General features: G+C 72.9%; 14 protein-coding genes. 3 read left to right on the forward strand and 11 right to left on the reverse strand.

Annotated features, from left to right (window positions below; translation table 11 throughout):
- Window positions 1–215: 215 nt before the first annotated feature.
- The 9 genes from OG245_RS07120 to OG245_RS07160 form a co-directional block, all read right to left on the reverse strand.
- Entirely contained in the window at window positions 216–1,538 is a 1,323-nt protein-coding gene (locus OG245_RS07120; protein ID WP_371622694.1) for a pseudouridine synthase, read from the reverse strand.
- Entirely contained in the window at window positions 1,538–2,200 is a 663-nt protein-coding gene (scpB, locus tag OG245_RS07125) for an SMC-Scp complex subunit ScpB (RefSeq protein ID WP_371622695.1), read from the reverse strand. Before scpB ends, OG245_RS07120 begins: the two co-directional genes overlap by 1 nt.
- Window positions 2,197–3,225, reverse strand: coding sequence for a ScpA family protein (locus OG245_RS07130; protein ID WP_371622696.1), 1,029 nt, complete (start codon window positions 3,223–3,225; stop codon window positions 2,197–2,199). The genes scpB and OG245_RS07130 overlap by 4 nt, the downstream gene beginning before the upstream one ends.
- Window positions 3,226–3,346: 121 nt before the next feature.
- Entirely contained in the window at window positions 3,347–3,913 is a 567-nt protein-coding gene (locus tag OG245_RS07135; RefSeq protein WP_371627827.1) for a hypothetical protein, read from the reverse strand.
- Window positions 3,910–5,028 carry a ParA family protein gene (locus OG245_RS07140; RefSeq protein ID WP_007448578.1) on the reverse strand — a complete coding sequence of 373 codons (1,119 nt, stop codon included), beginning with the start codon at window positions 5,026–5,028 and terminating at the stop codon, window positions 3,910–3,912. Before OG245_RS07140 ends, OG245_RS07135 begins: the two co-directional genes overlap by 4 nt.
- Before the next feature lie 368 nt (window positions 5,029–5,396).
- A complete protein-coding gene (ald, locus tag OG245_RS07145) occupies window positions 5,397–6,512 on the reverse strand; it encodes an alanine dehydrogenase (protein ID WP_371627828.1) in 1,116 nt (371 codons plus the stop codon).
- Between the two features lie 143 nt (window positions 6,513–6,655).
- Window positions 6,656–8,788 (reverse strand): tetratricopeptide repeat protein, encoded by a 2,133-nt coding sequence (locus OG245_RS07150; RefSeq protein WP_371622697.1) that lies wholly within the window; start codon window positions 8,786–8,788, stop codon window positions 6,656–6,658.
- Window positions 8,789–8,998: 210 nt separating this feature from the next.
- Window positions 8,999–9,625: an NUDIX domain-containing protein gene (locus OG245_RS07155; protein ID WP_371622698.1), complete on the reverse strand. Its 627-nt coding sequence runs from the start codon at window positions 9,623–9,625 to the stop codon at window positions 8,999–9,001.
- An 88-nt stretch (window positions 9,626–9,713) separates the two neighbouring features.
- A complete protein-coding gene (locus OG245_RS07160) occupies window positions 9,714–11,381 on the reverse strand; it encodes a CTP synthase (RefSeq protein WP_371622699.1) in 1,668 nt (555 codons plus the stop codon).
- A 442-nt stretch (window positions 11,382–11,823) separates the two neighbouring features.
- On the opposite strand from OG245_RS07160, the gene OG245_RS07165 reads away from it, so the two are divergent.
- On the forward strand, window positions 11,824–13,626 hold the full coding sequence (locus tag OG245_RS07165; protein WP_371627829.1) for a glycoside hydrolase family 15 protein: 1,803 nt from the start codon (window positions 11,824–11,826) through the stop codon (window positions 13,624–13,626).
- Between the two features lie 65 nt (window positions 13,627–13,691).
- Here the strand turns inward: OG245_RS07165 and OG245_RS07170 are convergent, their stop codons facing one another.
- Window positions 13,692–14,498 carry an aminotransferase class IV family protein gene (locus OG245_RS07170; RefSeq protein ID WP_371622700.1) on the reverse strand — a complete coding sequence of 269 codons (807 nt, stop codon included), beginning with the start codon at window positions 14,496–14,498 and terminating at the stop codon, window positions 13,692–13,694.
- Window positions 14,499–14,558: 60 nt separating this feature from the next.
- Between OG245_RS07170 and OG245_RS07175 the strand changes: the two genes are divergently transcribed.
- Both OG245_RS07175 and OG245_RS07180 read left to right on the forward strand, forming a co-directional pair.
- Window positions 14,559–14,903 carry a MerR family transcriptional regulator gene (locus tag OG245_RS07175; RefSeq protein ID WP_371622701.1) on the forward strand — a complete coding sequence of 115 codons (345 nt, stop codon included), beginning with the start codon at window positions 14,559–14,561 and terminating at the stop codon, window positions 14,901–14,903.
- A 132-nt stretch (window positions 14,904–15,035) separates the two neighbouring features.
- Complete coding sequence (locus OG245_RS07180; RefSeq protein ID WP_371622702.1) at window positions 15,036–16,661, forward strand: PucR family transcriptional regulator; 1,626 nt, start codon at window positions 15,036–15,038, stop codon at window positions 16,659–16,661.
- Window positions 16,662–16,685: 24 nt separating this feature from the next.
- Here the strand turns inward: OG245_RS07180 and OG245_RS07185 are convergent, their stop codons facing one another.
- A complete protein-coding gene (locus OG245_RS07185) occupies window positions 16,686–17,783 on the reverse strand; it encodes a glycosyltransferase family 4 protein (protein WP_371622703.1) in 1,098 nt (365 codons plus the stop codon).
- Between the last annotated feature and the right edge of the window lie 296 nt (window positions 17,784–18,079).

Here is an 18,079-nt window from a genome sequence, read left to right on the forward strand (position 1 = left end):
CCGGCCGCGGGCCTTCGTACGTCTGGTGCGGAGAGGGCCTAGGGCGTGTTTCGAAAGTCCCGCCTGCTCGGCGACGCCTGGCACGCACGCTCGCCGCGTTGTCGGGATCACCCCGATACATCCAGTATCGGGGCGACCCTCCGCCTTGCGATCGCACGCACCAGACGCCGCCGAGCCCGCCCTCCGGGCGGACGGCGCTACTTTCGAAACACGCCCTAGAGGCCGACCTCGCGCATCAGCATGCCGACCTCGGTGTTGGTGAGGCGGCGCAGCCAGCCGGACTTCTGGTCGCCCAGCGGGATCGGCCCGAAGGACGTCCGCACGAGGCGCTCGACCGGGAAGCCGGCCTCGGCCAGCATCCGGCGCACGATGTGCTTGCGGCCTTCGTGGAGGGTCACCTCGACCAGGTAGTTCTTGCCGGTGTTCTCGACGACGCGGAAGTGGTCGGCGCGGGCGTAGCCGTCCTCCAGCTGGATGCCGTCCTTGAGCCGCTTGCCGAGGTCGCGCGGCAGGGGGCCCTGGATGGCGGCCAGGTAGGTCTTCTTGACGCCGTACTTGGGGTGCGTGAGGCGGTGGGCCAGCTCACCGTGGTTGGTGAGCATGATGATGCCCTCCGTCTCGGTGTCCAGCCGGCCCACGTGGAACAGCCGCGTCTCGCGGTTGGTCACGTAGTCGCCGAGGCACTGCCGGCCGTCCGGGTCCTCCATCGAGGAGACGACCCCGGCGGGCTTGTTCAGCGCGAAGAAGAGATACGACTGGGCGGCGACGGTGAGACCGTCGACCTTGATCTCGTCCTGGTGCACGTCGACGCGCATGCCCTGCTCGACGACGATCTCGCCGTTGACCTCGACGCGGGACTGCTCGATCAGCTCCTCGCACGCCCGGCGCGAGCCCATGCCGGCGCGGGCGAGGACCTTCTGCAGCCGCTCGCCCTCCTGCTCGGCGCCCGGGTGGGTCTTGGGGAGGTTGATCTCGGGCTTGTTCGCATACCGGTCGCGGTTGCGCTGCTCGATCTTGGCGTCCAGCTCGCGGGGGCGCGAGGGGGCGGCACGACGGAAACCGCCGGTGCGGCCGCTGCCGCCCTGTGCGGGCTTCGGGCCGCCCTTGGCGCCGCCCCGGGCGGCCGAGCCGCGGCCCTTGCGGGGGCCGTCCTGCTCGGCCCGGGCGCCGGGGGCGTCGTTGCCTACGTCGTAGCGGCGCTCCTCCGGGCGGGGACGGCGGGGACGCTGGTCCTGCTCGTCGCGTCCGCCCTGGTAGCCCGGACGGCCGCCCTGGCCGCCGGGACGACCGCCCTGGCCGGACGGACGGCCGCCGCTGCCGCCGCGTCCGCCGCCCTGACCTCCGGAGCGTCCACCCTGACCGCCGCCCTGGCCCTGGCCCTGGCCCTGGCGGAAGGATCCGCCGCCGTCACGTCCGCCCTGACCGCGTCCGCCGCCCTGACCTCCGGGTCGGCCGCCCTGGCCGCCGGGACGACCGCCCTGACCGCCGCTCCGGCCTCCGCCGCCGCCGCTTCCGCTGTTCCTGCCACTGCTTCGCATCAAAATTCCGTCTTGTCGTCTGCGTGAGTATCCGGGGTGTCCGGTGCGTCCGGATCGAACGACGGCACACCCTCTAGCGTCTCAGCCTCGATCGCGTCCGCCTCCGGGAGGAAGGGCGCGAGCTCCGGGAGCTCGTCCAGGCCGCGCAGGCCCATTCGCTCCAGAAAGTAGTTCGTCGTCCTGTACAGGATCGCACCTGTTTCGGGTTCCGCGCCCGCCTCCGCCACCAGGCCCCTCTGGAGGAGGGTCCGCATGACGCCGTCGCAGTTCACTCCGCGCACCGCCGAGACCCGCGAGCGGCTCACCGGCTGCCGGTACGCGACCACCGCCAGGGTCTCCAGCGCGGCCTGGGTGAGCCGGGCGTGCTGGCCGTCCAGGACGAAGCCCTCCACGGCCGCCGCGTACTCGGGGCGGGTGTAGAACCGCCAGCCGCCCGCGACGAGCCGCAGGTCGAAGCCACGGCGCTGCACGGTGTACTCGTCGGCCAGCTCCCGCAACGCGTCCGCCACGGCCCTGCGCGGCCGCTGGAGCACCTTGGCCAGGTGCTCGACCGTGGCGGGCTCGTCGACGACCATGAGGACCGCCTCCAGGGCGGGCTTCAGATCGAGCGCGGCGACCGCGCCCGCGCCTTCCTGGTTCTCCTGCTCCGGCTGCGCGCTCATGGCCGTACGCCCTCCTCCTCGGGGACCCCGTTCAGCTCCTGGTCGAACTCGTCCGTCACCACCGGCTCCGCGCCCGCCCCGCCGCACCAGGTCACCATCAGCTCGCCCAGCGCCTCGTCCTGGTCGAGGGTGACGGCCTTCTCGCGGTACAGCTCCAGCAGGGCCAGGAACCGGGCCACCACGGTCAGGGTGTCCGCCGCGTCCCCGGTCAGCACCGCGAAGCTCACCGCCTCCCCCGCCTCGCGCAGTCGCTCCACCACGAGGCCCGCCTGCTCCCGGACGCTGACCAGCGGGGCGTGGATGTGGTCGACGTACACCTGGGGCCTGGGCCTCGGCCGCATCGCCTTCACCGCGAGCTTCGCGAAGCCCTCGGGCCCGATGCTGATGACCACCTCGGGCAGCAGCGCGGCGTGCTGGTCCTCCAGGCCCACCGTACGGGGGTGGCGGCGGCCCTCCGACTCCAGACGGCCCTGGAAGATCTCGGCGATCCGCTTGTACGCGCGGTACTGGAGCAGCCGCGCGAAGAGCAGGTCCCGCGCCTCCAGGAGCGCGAGGTCCGCCTCGTCCTCGACCTCGGCGGCGGGCAGCAGCCGGGCGGCCTTGAGGTCGAGCAGCGTGGCGGCGACGACGAGGAACTCGGTGGTCTGGTCGAGGTCCCAGTCGGGGCCCATGGCGCGGATGTACGCCATGAACTCGTCGGTGACCTTCGACAGGGCGACCTCCGTCACGTCCAGTTTGTGCTTGGAGATCAGCTGGAGGAGGAGGTCGAAGGGGCCCTCGAAGTTCACCAGCCGGACGGTGAAGCGCTTGTCGTCCGGCTCCTGCTCCGCCTCCGGCACGGCTTCCGGCTCCGGTGCCTGCTCCGGCACGGCCTCTTGCGCGGGTACGGGAACGGGGTCGGGTACAGGTACGCGAACAGCCTCGTGTACGGGAGCCGCCCCGGCCGGAGGCGGCGCCGTCATCGCGCCCGGCCCCCGTCCCAGGGCACGGCGGCGCGGGGTGGCGGGGTCGTCGGGCGTGGGCATGGTGGTCCAGGGGTGGGGCGGCGGCGCGGGCGGATCCCGCCGGCGGGTCCAGGGCCGGACGCCGCCCGGTGGGCGGGAGTGTGACGACAGGCCCTGGGGCAGGCTACCCGCGCCGAGCGGCTCAGCGGCCGCGCAGCCGCCGCACGAGGATGCTCGCGTCGCCCCGGGACTCCAGGTCGGCCAGGACCACCGCCACCGCCTCGCGGACGATGCGTCCGCGGTCGACGGCGAGGCCGTGTTCGCCGCGCAGGACGAGCCGGGCGTGTTCGAGGTCCATCAGCTCCTCGGCGGAGACGTAGACCGTGATCTTCTCGTCGTGGCGTTCCCGGCCGCTGGGGCGGCGGTTGGCGCCGCGTCCGCCGCCGCGCCTGCGCTGCTGCTGGACCGCCGGGGGCTGCTCGGCCGGGGCGGCCGAGGACGCGGGGCGCTCGCCGGGGGCGGCCGTGGCGGACGGGGAACGCTCACCCTCGCCGACGCGGCCCCGCGCGTCGCCGCCGTCGGCGCCGGCCGCGGTGTGGTCCTCACGGTCGGCGGGCGCGGCCTGGCCGGAGGGGTCGCTCTCCCCGGCGGGCGCGGGCACCCGCGGCTCGCCGTTCGCCTTGCGCCGCCGCTCCGCCGGGGAGGACGGCTGGAGGCCCATCCCGCCTCCGGTGGTACGGAACAGTTCGTCGGCCCCCGGCAGACTCACTCGGCGTGACACCGGGCGAGCACCTCCCTGGCGAGCTGGCGATAGGCGGCTGCGCCGACCGAGTTGGAGGCGTAGGTGGTGATGGGCTCACCGGCGACCGTGGTCTCCGGGAAGCGGACCGTGCGCCCGATGACCGTGTGGTAGACGTGCTCGTCGAAGGCCTCGACAACGCGCGCCAGGACCTCGCGGCTGTGCACCGTACGGGAGTCGTACATGGTGGCGAGGATGCCGTCGAGCTCCAGCTCCGGGTTGAGCCGCTCCTGGACCTTCTCGATGGTCTCGGTGAGCAGCGCCACCCCGCGCAGGGCGAAGAACTCGCACTCGAGCGGCACTATGACCTTGTGAGCGGCCGTCAGGGCGTTCACGGTGAGCAGGCCGAGCGAGGGCTGACAGTCGATCACGATGTAGTCGTAGTCGGCCATCAGCGGCTTCAGGGCGCGCTGGAGCGTGGACTCGCGGGCCACCTCGCTGACGAGCTGCACCTCGGCCGCGGAGAGGTCGATGTTGCTGGGCAGCAGGTCCATGTTGGGGACCGCGGTCTTGAGCAGGACGTCGTCGGCCGTCATGCCCCGCTCCATGAGCAGGTTGTAGACGGTGAGGTCCAGCTCCATCGGGTTGACCCCGAGGCCGACGGAGAGGGCGCCCTGCGGGTCGAAGTCGACGAGCAGGACCCGGCGTCCGTACTCCGCGAGCGCGGCGCCCAGGTTGATGGTCGACGTGGTCTTGCCGACGCCGCCCTTCTGGTTGCACATCGCGATGATCTTCGCGGGGCCGTGGTCGGTCAGGGGACCCGGGATCGGGAAGTACGGCAGGGGCCGTCCGGTCGGGCCGATGCGCTCGCGGCGCTGACGCGCGGCGTCGGGCGCGAGGGTGGCCGCGTACTCCGGATCGGGCTCGTACTCGGCGTCGGGGTCGTAGAAGTGCCCCTCGGGCACCTCGGCGAAGTCGGCGAAGCGGTCGGTGTCCCGGCTGCTCTCGTTGCCGGCCGTGGCGTTCACGTGTAGGCCGTCCATCATCTGGGGGGCTGTCGTCATGTGCTGTTGGGTGGCGAAGGTGCGGACAGCGACGGAGCCGACAGCTTCGAGCCCGATCGGGCTCAGACCCCGTGCGGGCATCCCTGGTTGACCACCCCCGGGAGTAATTGTCGACTCATTCACAAGTCGTCTTACCTCCTTGGACGTGACCAGGAAACTTATCGATAGGTCAGCGTGGCACCATGCCGACGATTGGCGACTCTATGGCGTGTCACCGGTCCGCAGCAACACAATCCGCCGGACCCGGCCCGATGTGTCGGCAATCGAACACCTCGCTGTCAAGGGTGCACAGCGACCAAGCCGCACATTTCACCGCGGCACGAAACGGGTAAAGGGTTACGTTCGGCACGAGTTGCGCAAGGGCCCCACAGGGCCCGATACGCGTCCGGCCGGACCTTGCTCGGCAAGGTCCGGCCGGACGCGCGATGTTGACGGAGGAGGTTGACCCGTCAGCCGAGGAGCGCGGTCAGCTCGACGTGCGGGAGACTGTGCGCCTCGGCCACCTCGCGGTAAACCACCTGGCCCTCATGGGTGTTGAGGCCCTTGGCGAGAGCGGCGTCGCGGCGCAGGGCGTCGGCCCAGCCACGGTTCGCGAGCTCCACGATGTAGGGCATCGTCGCGTTGGTGAGCGCGTAGGTGGAGGTGTGGGGCACCGCGCCGGGCATGTTGGCGACGCAGTAGAAGACCGAGTCGTGGACCTGGAAGGTCGGCTCGGCGTGGGTCGTCGGACGCGAGTCCTCGAAGCAGCCACCCTGGTCGATTGCAATGTCGACAAGTACACTTCCGGGCTTCATCTTGGCGACGAGCTCGTTGGTGACCAGCTTCGGGGCCTTGGCTCCGGGGATCAGCACGGCGCCGATGACGAGGTCGGCCTCGACGACGGCCTTCTCCAGTTCGAAGGCGTTGGAGACGACGGTCTGCACCTTGGTGCCGAAGATCCTGTCGGCCTCGCGGAGCTTGTTGATGTCGCGGTCGAGCAGCGTGACGTGGAAGCCGAGGCCCACGGCGATCTGCGTGGCGTTCCAGCCGGAGACGCCGCCGCCGATGACGACGGCCCTGCCCGCCGCGGTACCGGGGACGCCGCCGGGCAGCACGCCGCGGCCGCCGACCGAGCGCATCAGGTGGTACGCGCCGACCTGCGGGGCGAGGCGGCCCGCGACCTCGGACATCGGGGCGAGCAGCGGGAGGGCGCGGTTCGCGGTCTCGACCGTCTCGTAGGCGATGGCGGTGGTGCCGGAGGCCAGCAGCGCGTCGGTGCACTCGCGGGAGGCGGCGAGGTGCAGGTACGTGAAGAGGGTCTGGTCCTTGCGGAGGCGGTGGTACTCCTCGGCGACCGGCTCCTTGACCTTCAGCAGCAGGTCGGCGGCGGCCCAGACCTCGTCGGCGGTGGCCAGGATCTGCGCGCCCGCGGCGACGTACTCCTCGTCCGGGATGGACGAGCCGACGCCGGCGTCGTGCTCGATGACGACCTGGTGGCCGTGGCGGACGAGCTCATGCACTCCGGCGGGGGTGATCGCCACCCGGAACTCGTTGTTCTTGACTTCGCGGGGGATGCCGACCTTCACGTCGATCACGGTCCTTGGCTCGGAGGGTCATCCGGGCAGAACAGTGCACACCCGGACATATACAGCATAAATGGAGACGCCACGAAGGAACGCGGCAGAGCCAGTCTAATGAAGGACTTCCCGCTGTCTAGCCTTACAAAGCATTAACTTTCTGTCGAAGCACTACGGATTTCGTAGGCTGAGGGCTCCTCGCCCAGCAATCTGTCGGCCGCACCCCGGTGCAGCCTGGCCGCCGCGGGGTCCCCGAGCCGGTCCAGCGTGTCGGCCAGGCGCAGCTGGAGCGCCGCCTGAAGCCGCACGTCACCCGCGCGCCGGGCCAGATCGACGGCCTCCCGGCAGGTCTGGAGCGAATCGTGCGGCCGGCCCGCGTACTCCTGGACCCGGGCCGCCTCGCTCAGCGCCCGCGCCTGGGCCGCCGGATCGCCGAGCCTGCGGTGGCCCGCGGCGGCGGCCCGCCAGTTCCGCAGCGCCTCGCCGTAGCGCCCGGCGTACGTGTGGACCGCCCCGAGCCGCCCGTAGAGCCGGGCCTCGTCGGCGCGCTCCCCCTGGGTCAGCCGCTGGGCGAGCGCCCGGCCGTACCAGTCGGCGGCCCGGTGGTAGTCCCCCAGCTCCTCGTACGCGCCCCCTACGGATTCCATCGCGCGGCCGGTGGCGTACAGGTCCTTCGCCGCCTTTCCGGCGTCCAGCGCGGCCCGGTAGCGGGTCAGCGCGTCCCGGGTGCGGCCGGTGCGGGCGTCCAGGTCCGCGAGGTTCAGCAGGGCGGCCGCCTGCTCGCGGGGCAGCTCACGGCGGAGCGCCACGTCCAGGACGAGGCCGTGCAGCCCGTACAGCTCGGGAGCGGCCTCCTCCGTCCCCCGGTGCGCGGCCAGCGCCCGCACCAGGGCCGCCACCAGCCGCCGCGCCAGGGTGTCGAGCTCGCCGTCCGCCACGGCGAGCCGGGCCGACGCGAGCAGGGCGGGCTGGCGGACCCGCAGCCACGCGCCCGCCTCGTCCGCGCTCGGGAAGCGCAGCGAGCGGGGCAGTCCGGCGAGCTTGCGGCGGGCGACGGAGCCCTCCGGCTCGGTGACCGCCCGGCAGGACTGGAGCCGGCGCACGGTCCGCTCCAGCATCCGGGCGCGGGCGAGCTGGATCTCGGCCGGCCGGTCCCGCTCCTCCAGGAGGGCCAGCAGCATCGGGGCGAGGCAGCCGGGCACCGCGTACTGGGGGTGGGCCGCGCCGTCCGTCCGCAGCAGCCCGAGCTTCACGAAGTCGTCGAGGGTGGAGCGGGCGGCGGAGACCGAGCAGCCGGCCAGCGCGGAGGCCGTGTGGGCGTCGGCGAGCCCGGCGGGGGCGAGGGCCAGCAGACGCAGTATCCGGGCGGCCGTCTGCGGCAGGGAGTCGTGGACGAGCCGGAAGGCTCGGGCCAGCGGGCGTGCCCCGGTGGGCAGGTGCTCGCCGGGGTCGGGCAGCTCGTGCAACTGCTTGGCGACGTCGGCGACCGAGGCCATGGGGTGCGCGGCGAGCAGGCCGCCCATCAGGGCGAGCGCCGCGGGCTGGCCCCCGCACTCCTCGGCCAGACTCTCCGCGGTGCGGGGGTCGACGGTGATGCGGACCTGTCCGATGACGCGGGCGAGCAGCCCCACCGCGGCGCCGGCCTCCAGTCCGCCGAGGGTGCAGGGCCGTACGTCGGGGATGCCGGTCAGCGGTCCGGTCGCGGTGGCGAGGACCAGGCAGTCCGGGTTCTCCGGGAGGAGCGGGTCGACCTGTTCGGCGTCGGCCGCGTCGTCGAGCAGCAGGACGGACCGGCGGACGGCGAGGGCCTCGCGGACCATTTCGGACAGCTCGTCCTGGTCGGCGCCGGGCGGGACCGCCACCCCGAGGAGGCCGAGGATCTCGCCCGCGGTGCGTTCGGTGGGGACACGTCCGCCGCCGGGGTCGGTGAGGCCGACCCGGAGCACCCCGTCGGGGTAGTCGCCGGAGCCCGTACCGGGAACGGCCCAGGGCAGTGCGCCCGTGGCGGTGGCGGCGGCCCCGGCGGCGTCGGTTCCGGTGAGCGCCCCGGCCAGCTCCTCGGCGAGCGCGCTGCGGCCGGAGCCGGGTCGGCCCGCGATGAGCAGGACCCGGGCGCGGGGGGCCTTGCGGCCGGCCAGGGTGTCGAGGCCGGCGCGCTCGATGTCCGCCCGCAACGCCTTCAACTCACGTTCGCGGCCGAGGAATCGGGGCGGGGCGGCGCCGGACGACTCCTCGGCCCCCGGGGCCTTCGCCGGGCCGCTGGTGTCCACCGCCTGATCGGTCACGAGCCACGCTCCACTTCGCTGCACGCGGTGCCCGCCGGAACTCCGGTCGGGTGCGTTTCGAGCGTAGTTCAGCGGTGACGACGATCACTGCGGAGTGGAGCGGAGCACGAGGAACATCCCCCGATCGGATCAGCATTTCTTCATTTCTTACGACCGCCAGCCCCCGCGATCGTCCGAGCGGGGGCGCGACGCGCGGCGGCAGACGGTCCGTCAGGCCTCGAAGGGCCGGGCCGGCCAAGGCGCGTCGGCGGGGCGCAGGGAGTCGACGCCGTCGCCCGCGCGTACGGCGGAGAGCGCGAGCGCCCCGACGACCAGGCAGTTGTTGTGCACGTCCCCCGCGATCACCGAGCGGACCAGCTCGGGCAGCGGCACCCGGGCGTGCTCCATGTCGGCCTCCTCCTCGGAGACCGCGTACCGCTCGCCCTCCGCCTCGGAGAGATCGCGGGCGAGGAAGATGCGCACGGCCTCGTCGCAGCCGCCGGGCGTGGTGTAGACGTCGGTCAGCACCCGCCAGTCCTCGGCCTTGATGTGCGCCTCCTCGTACAGCTCGCGCTGGGCGGCGTGCAGGGGGTTCTCGCCGGGGACGTCGAGCAGTCCGGCCGGGATCTCCCAGAGCCGGTGGCGCACCGGGTGGCGGTACTGGCGCAGCACGATGACGCGGTCCTCGGCGTCGAGCGCGAGGACGGCGACGGAGCCGGGGTGGACCTGGTAGTCACGGCCGTGGACGGAGCCGTCGGGCATCACCACCTGGTCGGTGCGGACGCTGGTCTTGTTGCCGGTGAAGGGGGTCGCGGTCGCGGTGACCTGCCACTCCTCGGGCTTGTCCTGGATACCCATGTACGTCCACGTCCTCCCACGAACCAACGGAAACCGGGGCACCGATCCGCGCAGGATCCGTACCCCGGTCAACCGTAATGCCTCGGTGTTACGCGTCCGCGCCCTTCGCGGCGGCGACCTTGCGCGCGACGGCGGCCTTCACCAGACCCGCGAAGAGCGGGTGCGGGCGGGTCGGGCGGGAGCGCAGCTCCGGGTGCGCCTGGGTGGCGACCAGGTAGGGGTGGACCTCGCGCGGGTACTCGACGTACTCGACGAGCTTGTTGTCCGGGGAGGTGCCGGAGAAGACCAGTCCGGCCTTCTTCTCCAGCTCACCGCGGTAGGCGTTGTTGACCTCGTAGCGGTGGCGGTGGCGCTCCTCGACGTACGGCTCGCCCGCGTACGCCTCGCGCACCAGGGAGCCCTCGGCGAGCTTCGCCGGGTAGAGACCGAGCCGCATGGTGCCGCCCAGGTCGCCCGCGCCCTCGACGTAGGCGAGCTGCTCCTCCATCGTCGAGATGACGGGGTGGGAGGTGGCGGCGTCGAACTCGGTGGAGTTGGCGTCGGGGATCTCGGCGAGCGAGCGGGCCGCCTCGATCACGATGCACTGGAGGCCGAGGCAGAGGCCGAGCAGCGGGACCTTGTTCTCGCGGGCGTAGCGGATGGCGCCGACCTTGCCGTCGACCCCGCGCTCGCCGAAGCCGCCCGGGATGCAGACCGCGTCGACGTCGCCGAGGTGCTCGGCGGCGCCCGCCGCGGTCCGGCAGTCGTCGGAGGTGACCCACTTGACCTTGACCCGGGCCTTGTTGGCGAAGCCGCCGGCGCGGATCGCCTCGGTGACCGAGAGATAGGCGTCGGGCAGGTCGATGTACTTGCCGACCAGCGCGACGGTGACCTCGTGGTCGGGGTTGTGGACCCGGTCCAGCAGGTCGTCCCAGGTGGTCCAGTCGACGTCCCGGAACGGCAGGTCGAGCTTGCGCACGACGTAGGCGTCCAGACCCTCGGTGTGCAGCACCTTGGGGATGTCGTAGATCGACCGGGCGTCCGGGCAGGCCACCACGGCGGTCTCGTCGACGTCGCACATCAGCGAGATCTTGCGCTTGATGGCGGTGGGGACCTCGCGGTCGGCGCGCAGCACGATGGCGTCCGGCTGGATGCCGATGTTGCGCAGGGCGGCCACCGAGTGCTGGGTGGGCTTGGTCTTCAGCTCGCCGGAGGGGCCGATGTAGGGCAGCAGCGAGATGTGGACCACGAAGACGTTGTCCCGGCCGACCTCGTGGCGGACCTGGCGGACGGTCTCCAGGAACGGCAGCGACTCGATGTCGCCGACCGTGCCGCCGACCTCGGTGATGACGACGTCCACGTCGTCGGCGGCCATGCGGCGGATGCGGTGCTTGATCTCGTTGGTGATGTGCGGGATGACCTGGACGGTGTCGCCCAGGTACTCGCCGCGCCGCTCCTTGGCGATGACCTGCGAGTAGACCTGGCCGGTCGTCACGTTGGCGGAGCCGTCGAGGTCGACGTCGAGGAAGCGCTCGTAGTGGCCGATGTCCAGGTCGGTCTCGGCGCCGTCGTTGGTGACGAACACCTCACCGTGCTGGAAGGGGTTCATCGTGCCCGGGTCGACGTTGAGGTAGGGGTCGAGCTTCTGCATGGTGACCCGCAGGCCCCGCGCCTTGAGCAGGGCACCCAGGCTGGAGGCAGTCAGACCCTTGCCGAGGGAGGAGGCGACACCCCCGGTGACGAAGATGTGCTTGGTCGTCGTGGATGTGGGCTGCATAGCCAAAGGGGGCTCCCGTGGTCGCGATTCTGAGGTGCGTACCGGCCGCCCAACCGGAGATTCCGGGGGCGCCGTCGCTGCGGTTCGGGGGCCTCGTGCGCTGTCGCGAACGACCACCGGTCCACGGGCTACCAGGGTAACAGCGACGGCGGGAGGCTGCTTCCGGCCACACCCTGCACAGCGGCGTCACACCTTCACCCCAGCCACTTCACGTCCCACTCGATCAGCTCAGAGATGTTGCGGAGACCGTCGCGCGGATCTTCGTGCTGCGTCGTATCCTGCTCAAACACTCGCTGCCGAGACGGCCGGGCGGCGGCACCATCCAGGCCGCCCTCCGGTACAGGACTCGTCGGATCTTCCCGGGTGAAAGACCCTACGACCCCCTTGACCCGCAGTAAGCGCCCTTCAACAGGGCGACATGGCCGTTCGACTGGAGACGCACGTGGCCGGGCGCATCGAGGATTACGCACTCATCGGAGACATGCAGACCGCAGCCCTGGTCTGCCGGGACGGCACAGCGGACTGGTTGTGCCTGCCCCGCTTCGACTCGCACGCCGTGTTCGCGGGGCTTCTGGGCACCGAGGAACACGGGTTCTGGCGCCTGGGCCCCGCGAGAGCGGAAGGAGCAGAACCGGCCTTCGCCGACCGGCGGCGCTATCGCGGCGACTCCCTCGTCCTGGAGTCGGAGTGGGACACGCCGCGCGGCACCGTGCGGGTGACCGACTTCATGCCGCCGCGTGACGGCGCCCCCCAGCTCATCCGGATCGTGGAGGGCGTCAGCGGCCGGGTGCCGATGCGCTCGGAACTGCGGATGCGGTTCAGCTACGGCCGGGTGACACCCTGGGTGCACAAGGTCGACAACCGCACGGTCGCCGTCGCCGGCCCGGACTCCGTCTGGCTGGACACCGAGGCGGAGACGTACGGCAAGAACCTGACCACCTACTCCGACTTCACCGTCGGCCCCGGCGAACGGGTGGCGTTCACGATCAGCTGGCAGCCCTCGCACCACGGGCCGCCCGCCCTCCCCGAGCCCGAGGGCTCGCTGGAGGCGACCGAGCTGTTCTGGCGCGAATGGGTCGATCAATGCACGTACCACGGGCCCTATCGGGAGGCGGTCGTCCGCTCCCTGATCACGCTGAAGGCCCTCACGTACGCGCCGACCGGCGGCATCGTCGCGGCCCCGACCACCTCGCTGCCCGAGGAGATCGGCGGCGTACGGAACTGGGACTACCGCTACACCTGGCTGCGGGACGCCGCGATCACCCTCTCCTCGCTGCTGCGCACCGGATACCGGGAGGAGGCCCGCGCCTGGCGCGAGTGGCTGCTGCGGGCGGTGGCGGGCGACCCGGAGAACCTCCAGATCATGTACGGCATCGCCGGCGAGCGCGAGCTCGGCGAGGCGGAGCTGGACTGGCTGCCCGGTTACGAGAACTCCGGTCCGGTCCGGGTCGGCAACGGCGCGGCCAACCAGCTCCAGCTCGATGTGTACGGCGAGGTCACCGAGGCGCTGCACCTGGCGCACATGACGGGGCTGACCCGCAACGACTACGCCATGGGCCTCCAGCTCAAGCTGATCGAGTATCTGGAGAAGCACTGGGAGGAGCCCGACGAGGGCATCTGGGAGGTGCGCGGGCCGCGCCGGCACTTCGTGCACTCGAAGGTGATGGCGTGGGTCGCGGTCGACCGGACGATCAAGCTGGTCGAGTCCGGGGACGTCGAGGGTCCGCTGGAGCGGTGGCACCAGCTCCGTGACGACATCCACCGCGATGTCTGCGAGCGCGGCTACGACAAGGAGCGCAACACCTTCACCCAGTCCTACGGGTCGAAGGAGCTGGACGCCTCCCTGCTGCTCATTCCGCAGATGGGCTTCCTGCCGCCGGACGACAAGCGGGTCATCGGCACGATCGAGGCGATCCAGCGGGAGCTGTCCACGGAGGACGGCTTCATCCTGCGCTACCCGACGGAGGGCGAGGAAGCGGGCGTCGACGGTCTGGCGGGCGACGAGGGCGCGTTCCTGGCCTGTTCGTTCTGGATGGCCGACGACCTCGCGATGATCGGCCGGGTCGACGAGGCGCGCCAGCTGTTCGAGAAGCTGCTGTCGCTCCGCAACGACCTGGGCCTGCTGGCCGAGGAGTGGGACTCGGGCCTCCAGCGTCAGGTGGGGAACTTCCCGCAGGCGTTCAGCCATGTCCCGCTGATCGACACGGCCCTGCGGCTGACGGCGAGCGGCGCGTACGTCGGCTGAGCCGCCGACGGTGAGGACGGCCGCCCCGGGCTCTCCGGGGCGGCCGTCGCGCGTTGTCGGGGTTCTCAGGGGGCGGTGAGCGGTTCGGCCTCGTACGCCCGGTGGAGCAGCTCCAGGAACGGCGGGGCGGCCGGCAGCTCGACCGCGCCGATCCGGTGGACGGCCACGCCCGGCGTCCAGGAGTTCATGACGACCGCCCCGGCGAGGGCGGGCAGGTCCTCGGGGGTGATCGCGACGGTCCGCTGTCCGATCCCGAGCCGGTCCAGCTGCCGCCGGACGATGCCCATCGTCGTCCCGGTCAGCAGCCCGGCCCGGGGCCACAGCACCGACGCGCCGTCCCAGAAGGCCAGGTTCCAGATCGTCGCCTCGCTGAAGCGGCCCTCCTCGTCCAGGAAGGCGGCGTCGTCGAAACCGTCGGCGACGGCCCCGCGGAGCAGCCGCGTCTTGGCCGGCTCGCCGACGTGCTTGATGTGCGGCAGGAACCGGTCGTGCCGGACCGCCGCCAGGGCGAGCGGCCCTCCGGGGCCGGACGACGCCGGGCCGGTGCGCACCAGGAGCGCGGGTTCGGCGTCGGCCGCGGTGAACTCGCCCGCCGGGGAGTGGACCGTGGCCGTCAGCGAGAGGTCGGCCGGTCCGTCGCGGAGCGCCGTACGCAGACGCGAGCGCACCACCTCCTCGGGCAGAGCCCGGCCGAACAGCTCCGCCGAGGCGGACCTGAGCCGCTCCAGGTGGAGGTCGAGGCCGCGGACCCGGCCTCCGCGGACCTGTACGGCGGTGAAGTGGGCGTGGCCCGCGAAGGCGAGCGGCGCGAGGTCGCCGGCGGTGGTCGTCCGGCCGTTCAGCTGCACGATGTACGGGGAATCCTGGTTCATGGTCCGGACGTTAGGGCCTGACACCGGTGACAAGGTCAAGAGGGAACGAGGCACGGGCACATGCTGATCGGGGAGTTGTCCCGGCGGACGGGCGTCAGCGCGCGGTCGCTGCGGTACTACGAGGCGCAGGGGCTGCTGCCGGCCGGGCGGGGCGCGAACGGCTATCGCACCTACGCCGAGGAGGCGGTGGTGACCGTCACGCAGATCCGCGCGCTGCTGCGGGCGGGCCTGACCACCGAGGTGATCGCCCAGGTGCTGCCGTGTGCCCGGGGCGAGGGGCCCGCGTTCGACTGGTGCGCGGAGCTGCGGGAGATCCTCGGCGGGGAACTGGCGGTGATGGACGACCGGATCGAGGCGCTGCGGCTGAGCCGGGGAGCGCTCGCGGGGTTGCTGACGAAGCCCTGACCGGCCCGGCCCGGTGCGGCGGTGCGACAGCTCTCCTCCCCTGCGATGCGCGTCCCGGCACCCGGGCGGTAGCGTCCTGAACAGGACGACCGCCCGATCGACGGGCAGGGCACAAGGGAAGCGGGCCGGTACGTGGAGAGCCACAGCGGAATCACCGTGCAGCGGGCGCTGGAGCTGCCGGGGCTGCGCGCCGGGCTCCCGGAGGTGGTGGCCGGCGCCGACCGGCTGAACCGTACGGTGCGCTGGGTGCACGCGGGCGAGGTCCCGAACATCGCCTCCCTCCTCAAGGGCGGCGAGCTGCTTCTGACCACCGGCCTGGGCCTGGGCGCCCGCCCCGCCGAACAGCGCGCGTTCGTCCGCCGTCTCGCCGACCGGGGCATCGCCGCCCTGGTGGTGGAGCTCGGCCCGCGCTTCGGCCGGCTGCCCGCCTCCATCGTGGACGCCGCCCGCGCGGCCGGGCTGCCGCTGGTGCAGCTGCACCGCGAGGTGCCGTTCGTCGTGGTGACCGAGGAGGTCCACACCGAGATCGTCAACGGGCACTACGCGCTGCTCCAGCAGGCGGAGGAGGTGCACCGGCGCGCCACCCGGGCGCTGCTCGACGGGGGCGGGGTGCCGCAGGTCCTCGGGATCCTCGCCGACTTCACCGCCAACCCGGTCTTCCTGGAGACGCCCGACGGCCGGCTCCTGTACGCGGCGTCCACCGGGACCGGCCCGGTGGGCGCGGACCCGCTCCAGGTCTGGGAGGGCATGCGCGGCGACCGGGCGGCCCGGGAGAGCCCGCCGGCCGGCGCGGTGCTGGTGGACGTGCCCGGCGGCGGGCCCGAGACCGGTGCGGTGCGGGCCCGGCTGGTGCTGCTCGCGGTGGCCGGTCCGCTGGCGACCGTGCACCGGATGGCGGCGGAGCGCGCGGCGGGCCTCCTCGCCGTCGTGCTGATGCAGGCGCGGCAGGAGGAGGAGCTGGCGGCCCGGGGCCGGGGCGACTTCCTCACCGACCTCGCGGAGGGCCGGATCGCCCCCGAGGACGCCCCCGCCCAGGCCCGGGTGCTCGGCTTCCGGCCCGGTGACACCTCGCTGCTCCCGGTGGTGATGCGGCTGGCCCCGGAGCTGTCCCCGTCGGGCAACTGGGCGGTGCTGGCCCGTGCGGTCCTGGAGGAACTGGCCTCGGTCGGGGTGCCGGTGCTGCTAGGCGTGCGGCCGGTGGAGGGGCGGGTTCCGCTGCTGGTGGGGCTGCGTTCGGAGGGCGAGCGCACCGCGGTCGCCGACCGGGTGGCGGCGGCGCTGCGGGCCGGGGTGGAGCGGGCGGGCCTCGACCGCGCCGGATCGCAGCCGCCGGTGGTCGTGGTCGGCGTGGCGGGCGGCTGGGCCGCGGCGGGCGCGGGGCTGCGGCACGCGTCGGAGACGGCGACGGCCGCGCAGGGCCTGGACGACCGGCCCTGGTACGACGCCCGGCGCCTCGACATCGACCTGCTGCTGTGGCGGCTGCGGGACCATCCGGACCTGGCGGCGTTCGTGAACCGGGCGATCGGTCCGCTGCGCGAGCACGACCGCACCTCGCGCCCGCCGCTGCTCCCGACGCTCCAGGCGTATCTGGCGCACGCGGGCCGCAAGGCGGAGACCGCCCGCGAGCTGCACCTCAACCGCCAGACGCTCTACAACCGGCTGGCCCGGATCGGGGAGCTGCTGGGCACGGACCTGGACGACCCGCAGACGGTGCTGGCGCTGAGTCTGGCGCTGCGGGCCCGCCGCCACACGACGTGAGAGCGGGCCCGGGAGCCCGTCCCGTCAGCGCGTCCGGCCCGTCGCCAGCGGCTGCGCCAACTCGTCGTAGACGCTGAGCACATGGGCGATCGTGTCGTCCTCGGTGGGCCAGCCCGCCGCCTGCATCCGCCCGGCCGCGGCGAGCCGGGCGCGCTCCGCCGGGTCCCCGAGGAGCCTCACGACCGCACGGGCGAGGGCCTCGGCATTGCCGTAGGGCACCAGTGCGGCAGCCTCGCCGACCAGTTCGGGCACGCCGCCGACAGCGGTGGCGACGAGCGGCACCCCGGCCCGCAGCGCCTCCTGCGCCAGCGGGGAGCGGCCCTCCCACCGGCTCGGCAGCAGGGCCAGATCGGCGGCGGCGAGCAACTCCCCCGCACGGTCCCGGCATCCGATGAGCGTGACGGGCAACTCCTCGTCCGTGATCCGCCGTTGCAGAGCGCCCCGCTCCCGCCCCTCCCCCGCGACGACGAGCAGCGGCACGGGGTCCAGACGCCGCCAGGCGCGGGCCGCGTCCAGCAGGACGTCGAAGCCGTGATGCGGCACGAGACTGCCCACGGCCAACAGCAACGGCCGCCCCACCGCACCCAGTTCGGCCCGCGCCTTGCTCGCGTCGTCGGCGTCGGCCGGGCGCGGGGGTGGAACGGCCACGGCTGCGAAGCGGGCGTCGCGGGCGCCCCGCTCGCGGGCCCGGTCCACCAGGTCGGACGAGGGGGCGAGGACCACGGCCGCCGCCCGTGCGGCGCGCCGTTCCAGCAGGTGCAGGATCTGGCGACGGGCGCCTTCCGCGTACCGCCGCGAGTGCCAGGTCATCACCAGCGGCACGGCCCGGCCGCTCAGCGCGAGGGCGGTGCGGGCGGCCGCGTGGAGCCCATGGGCGTGGACGACGTCCGCACCCGCGCAGGCGGCCCGCAGCGCGGCGACGGCGGCCGGGTCGCTGCGCCGGGGCACCGGAAGGAACCGGGCCCCGGTCGCCGTGAAGTCGTAGGCGCGGTCCACCGCGGACGGGGCGCAGACGGTCACCCGCACCCCGCGCGCCACCAGCCCGGCGGCCAGCGAACCGACGTGCGCGCTGCTGCCCGCACTGCCGCCGCCCAGGACTTGGACCGTACGCAGTTGTGACACGTTGATTGGCTCCCCGGGGCTCCGGAGTCGGCGGAAAGGACAGCGCCAAGGATGCCAGCCCGTACGCACGTTCCGGGACCGGCGTAACGTTGCTGCCGCACTCATGGCGACAACCGACCGCACCGCGCCACCCTCACGGGTGAATATAGAGGCGCGATGTTGTCGACATCCGCCCGCCGGAAGCACGTACGGGCCGGAAGCACGTACGGGCGGAAAGCACGTACGGGCGGGAGGAATCCCCCCGCCCGTATCCGTACGACCGCCGTGAACGGCTCCATGAACGGCTGCAGGAGCCC

Source organism: Streptomyces sp. NBC_01116 (assembly GCF_041435495.1).
Lineage (GTDB): Bacteria > Actinomycetota > Actinomycetes > Streptomycetales > Streptomycetaceae > Streptomyces.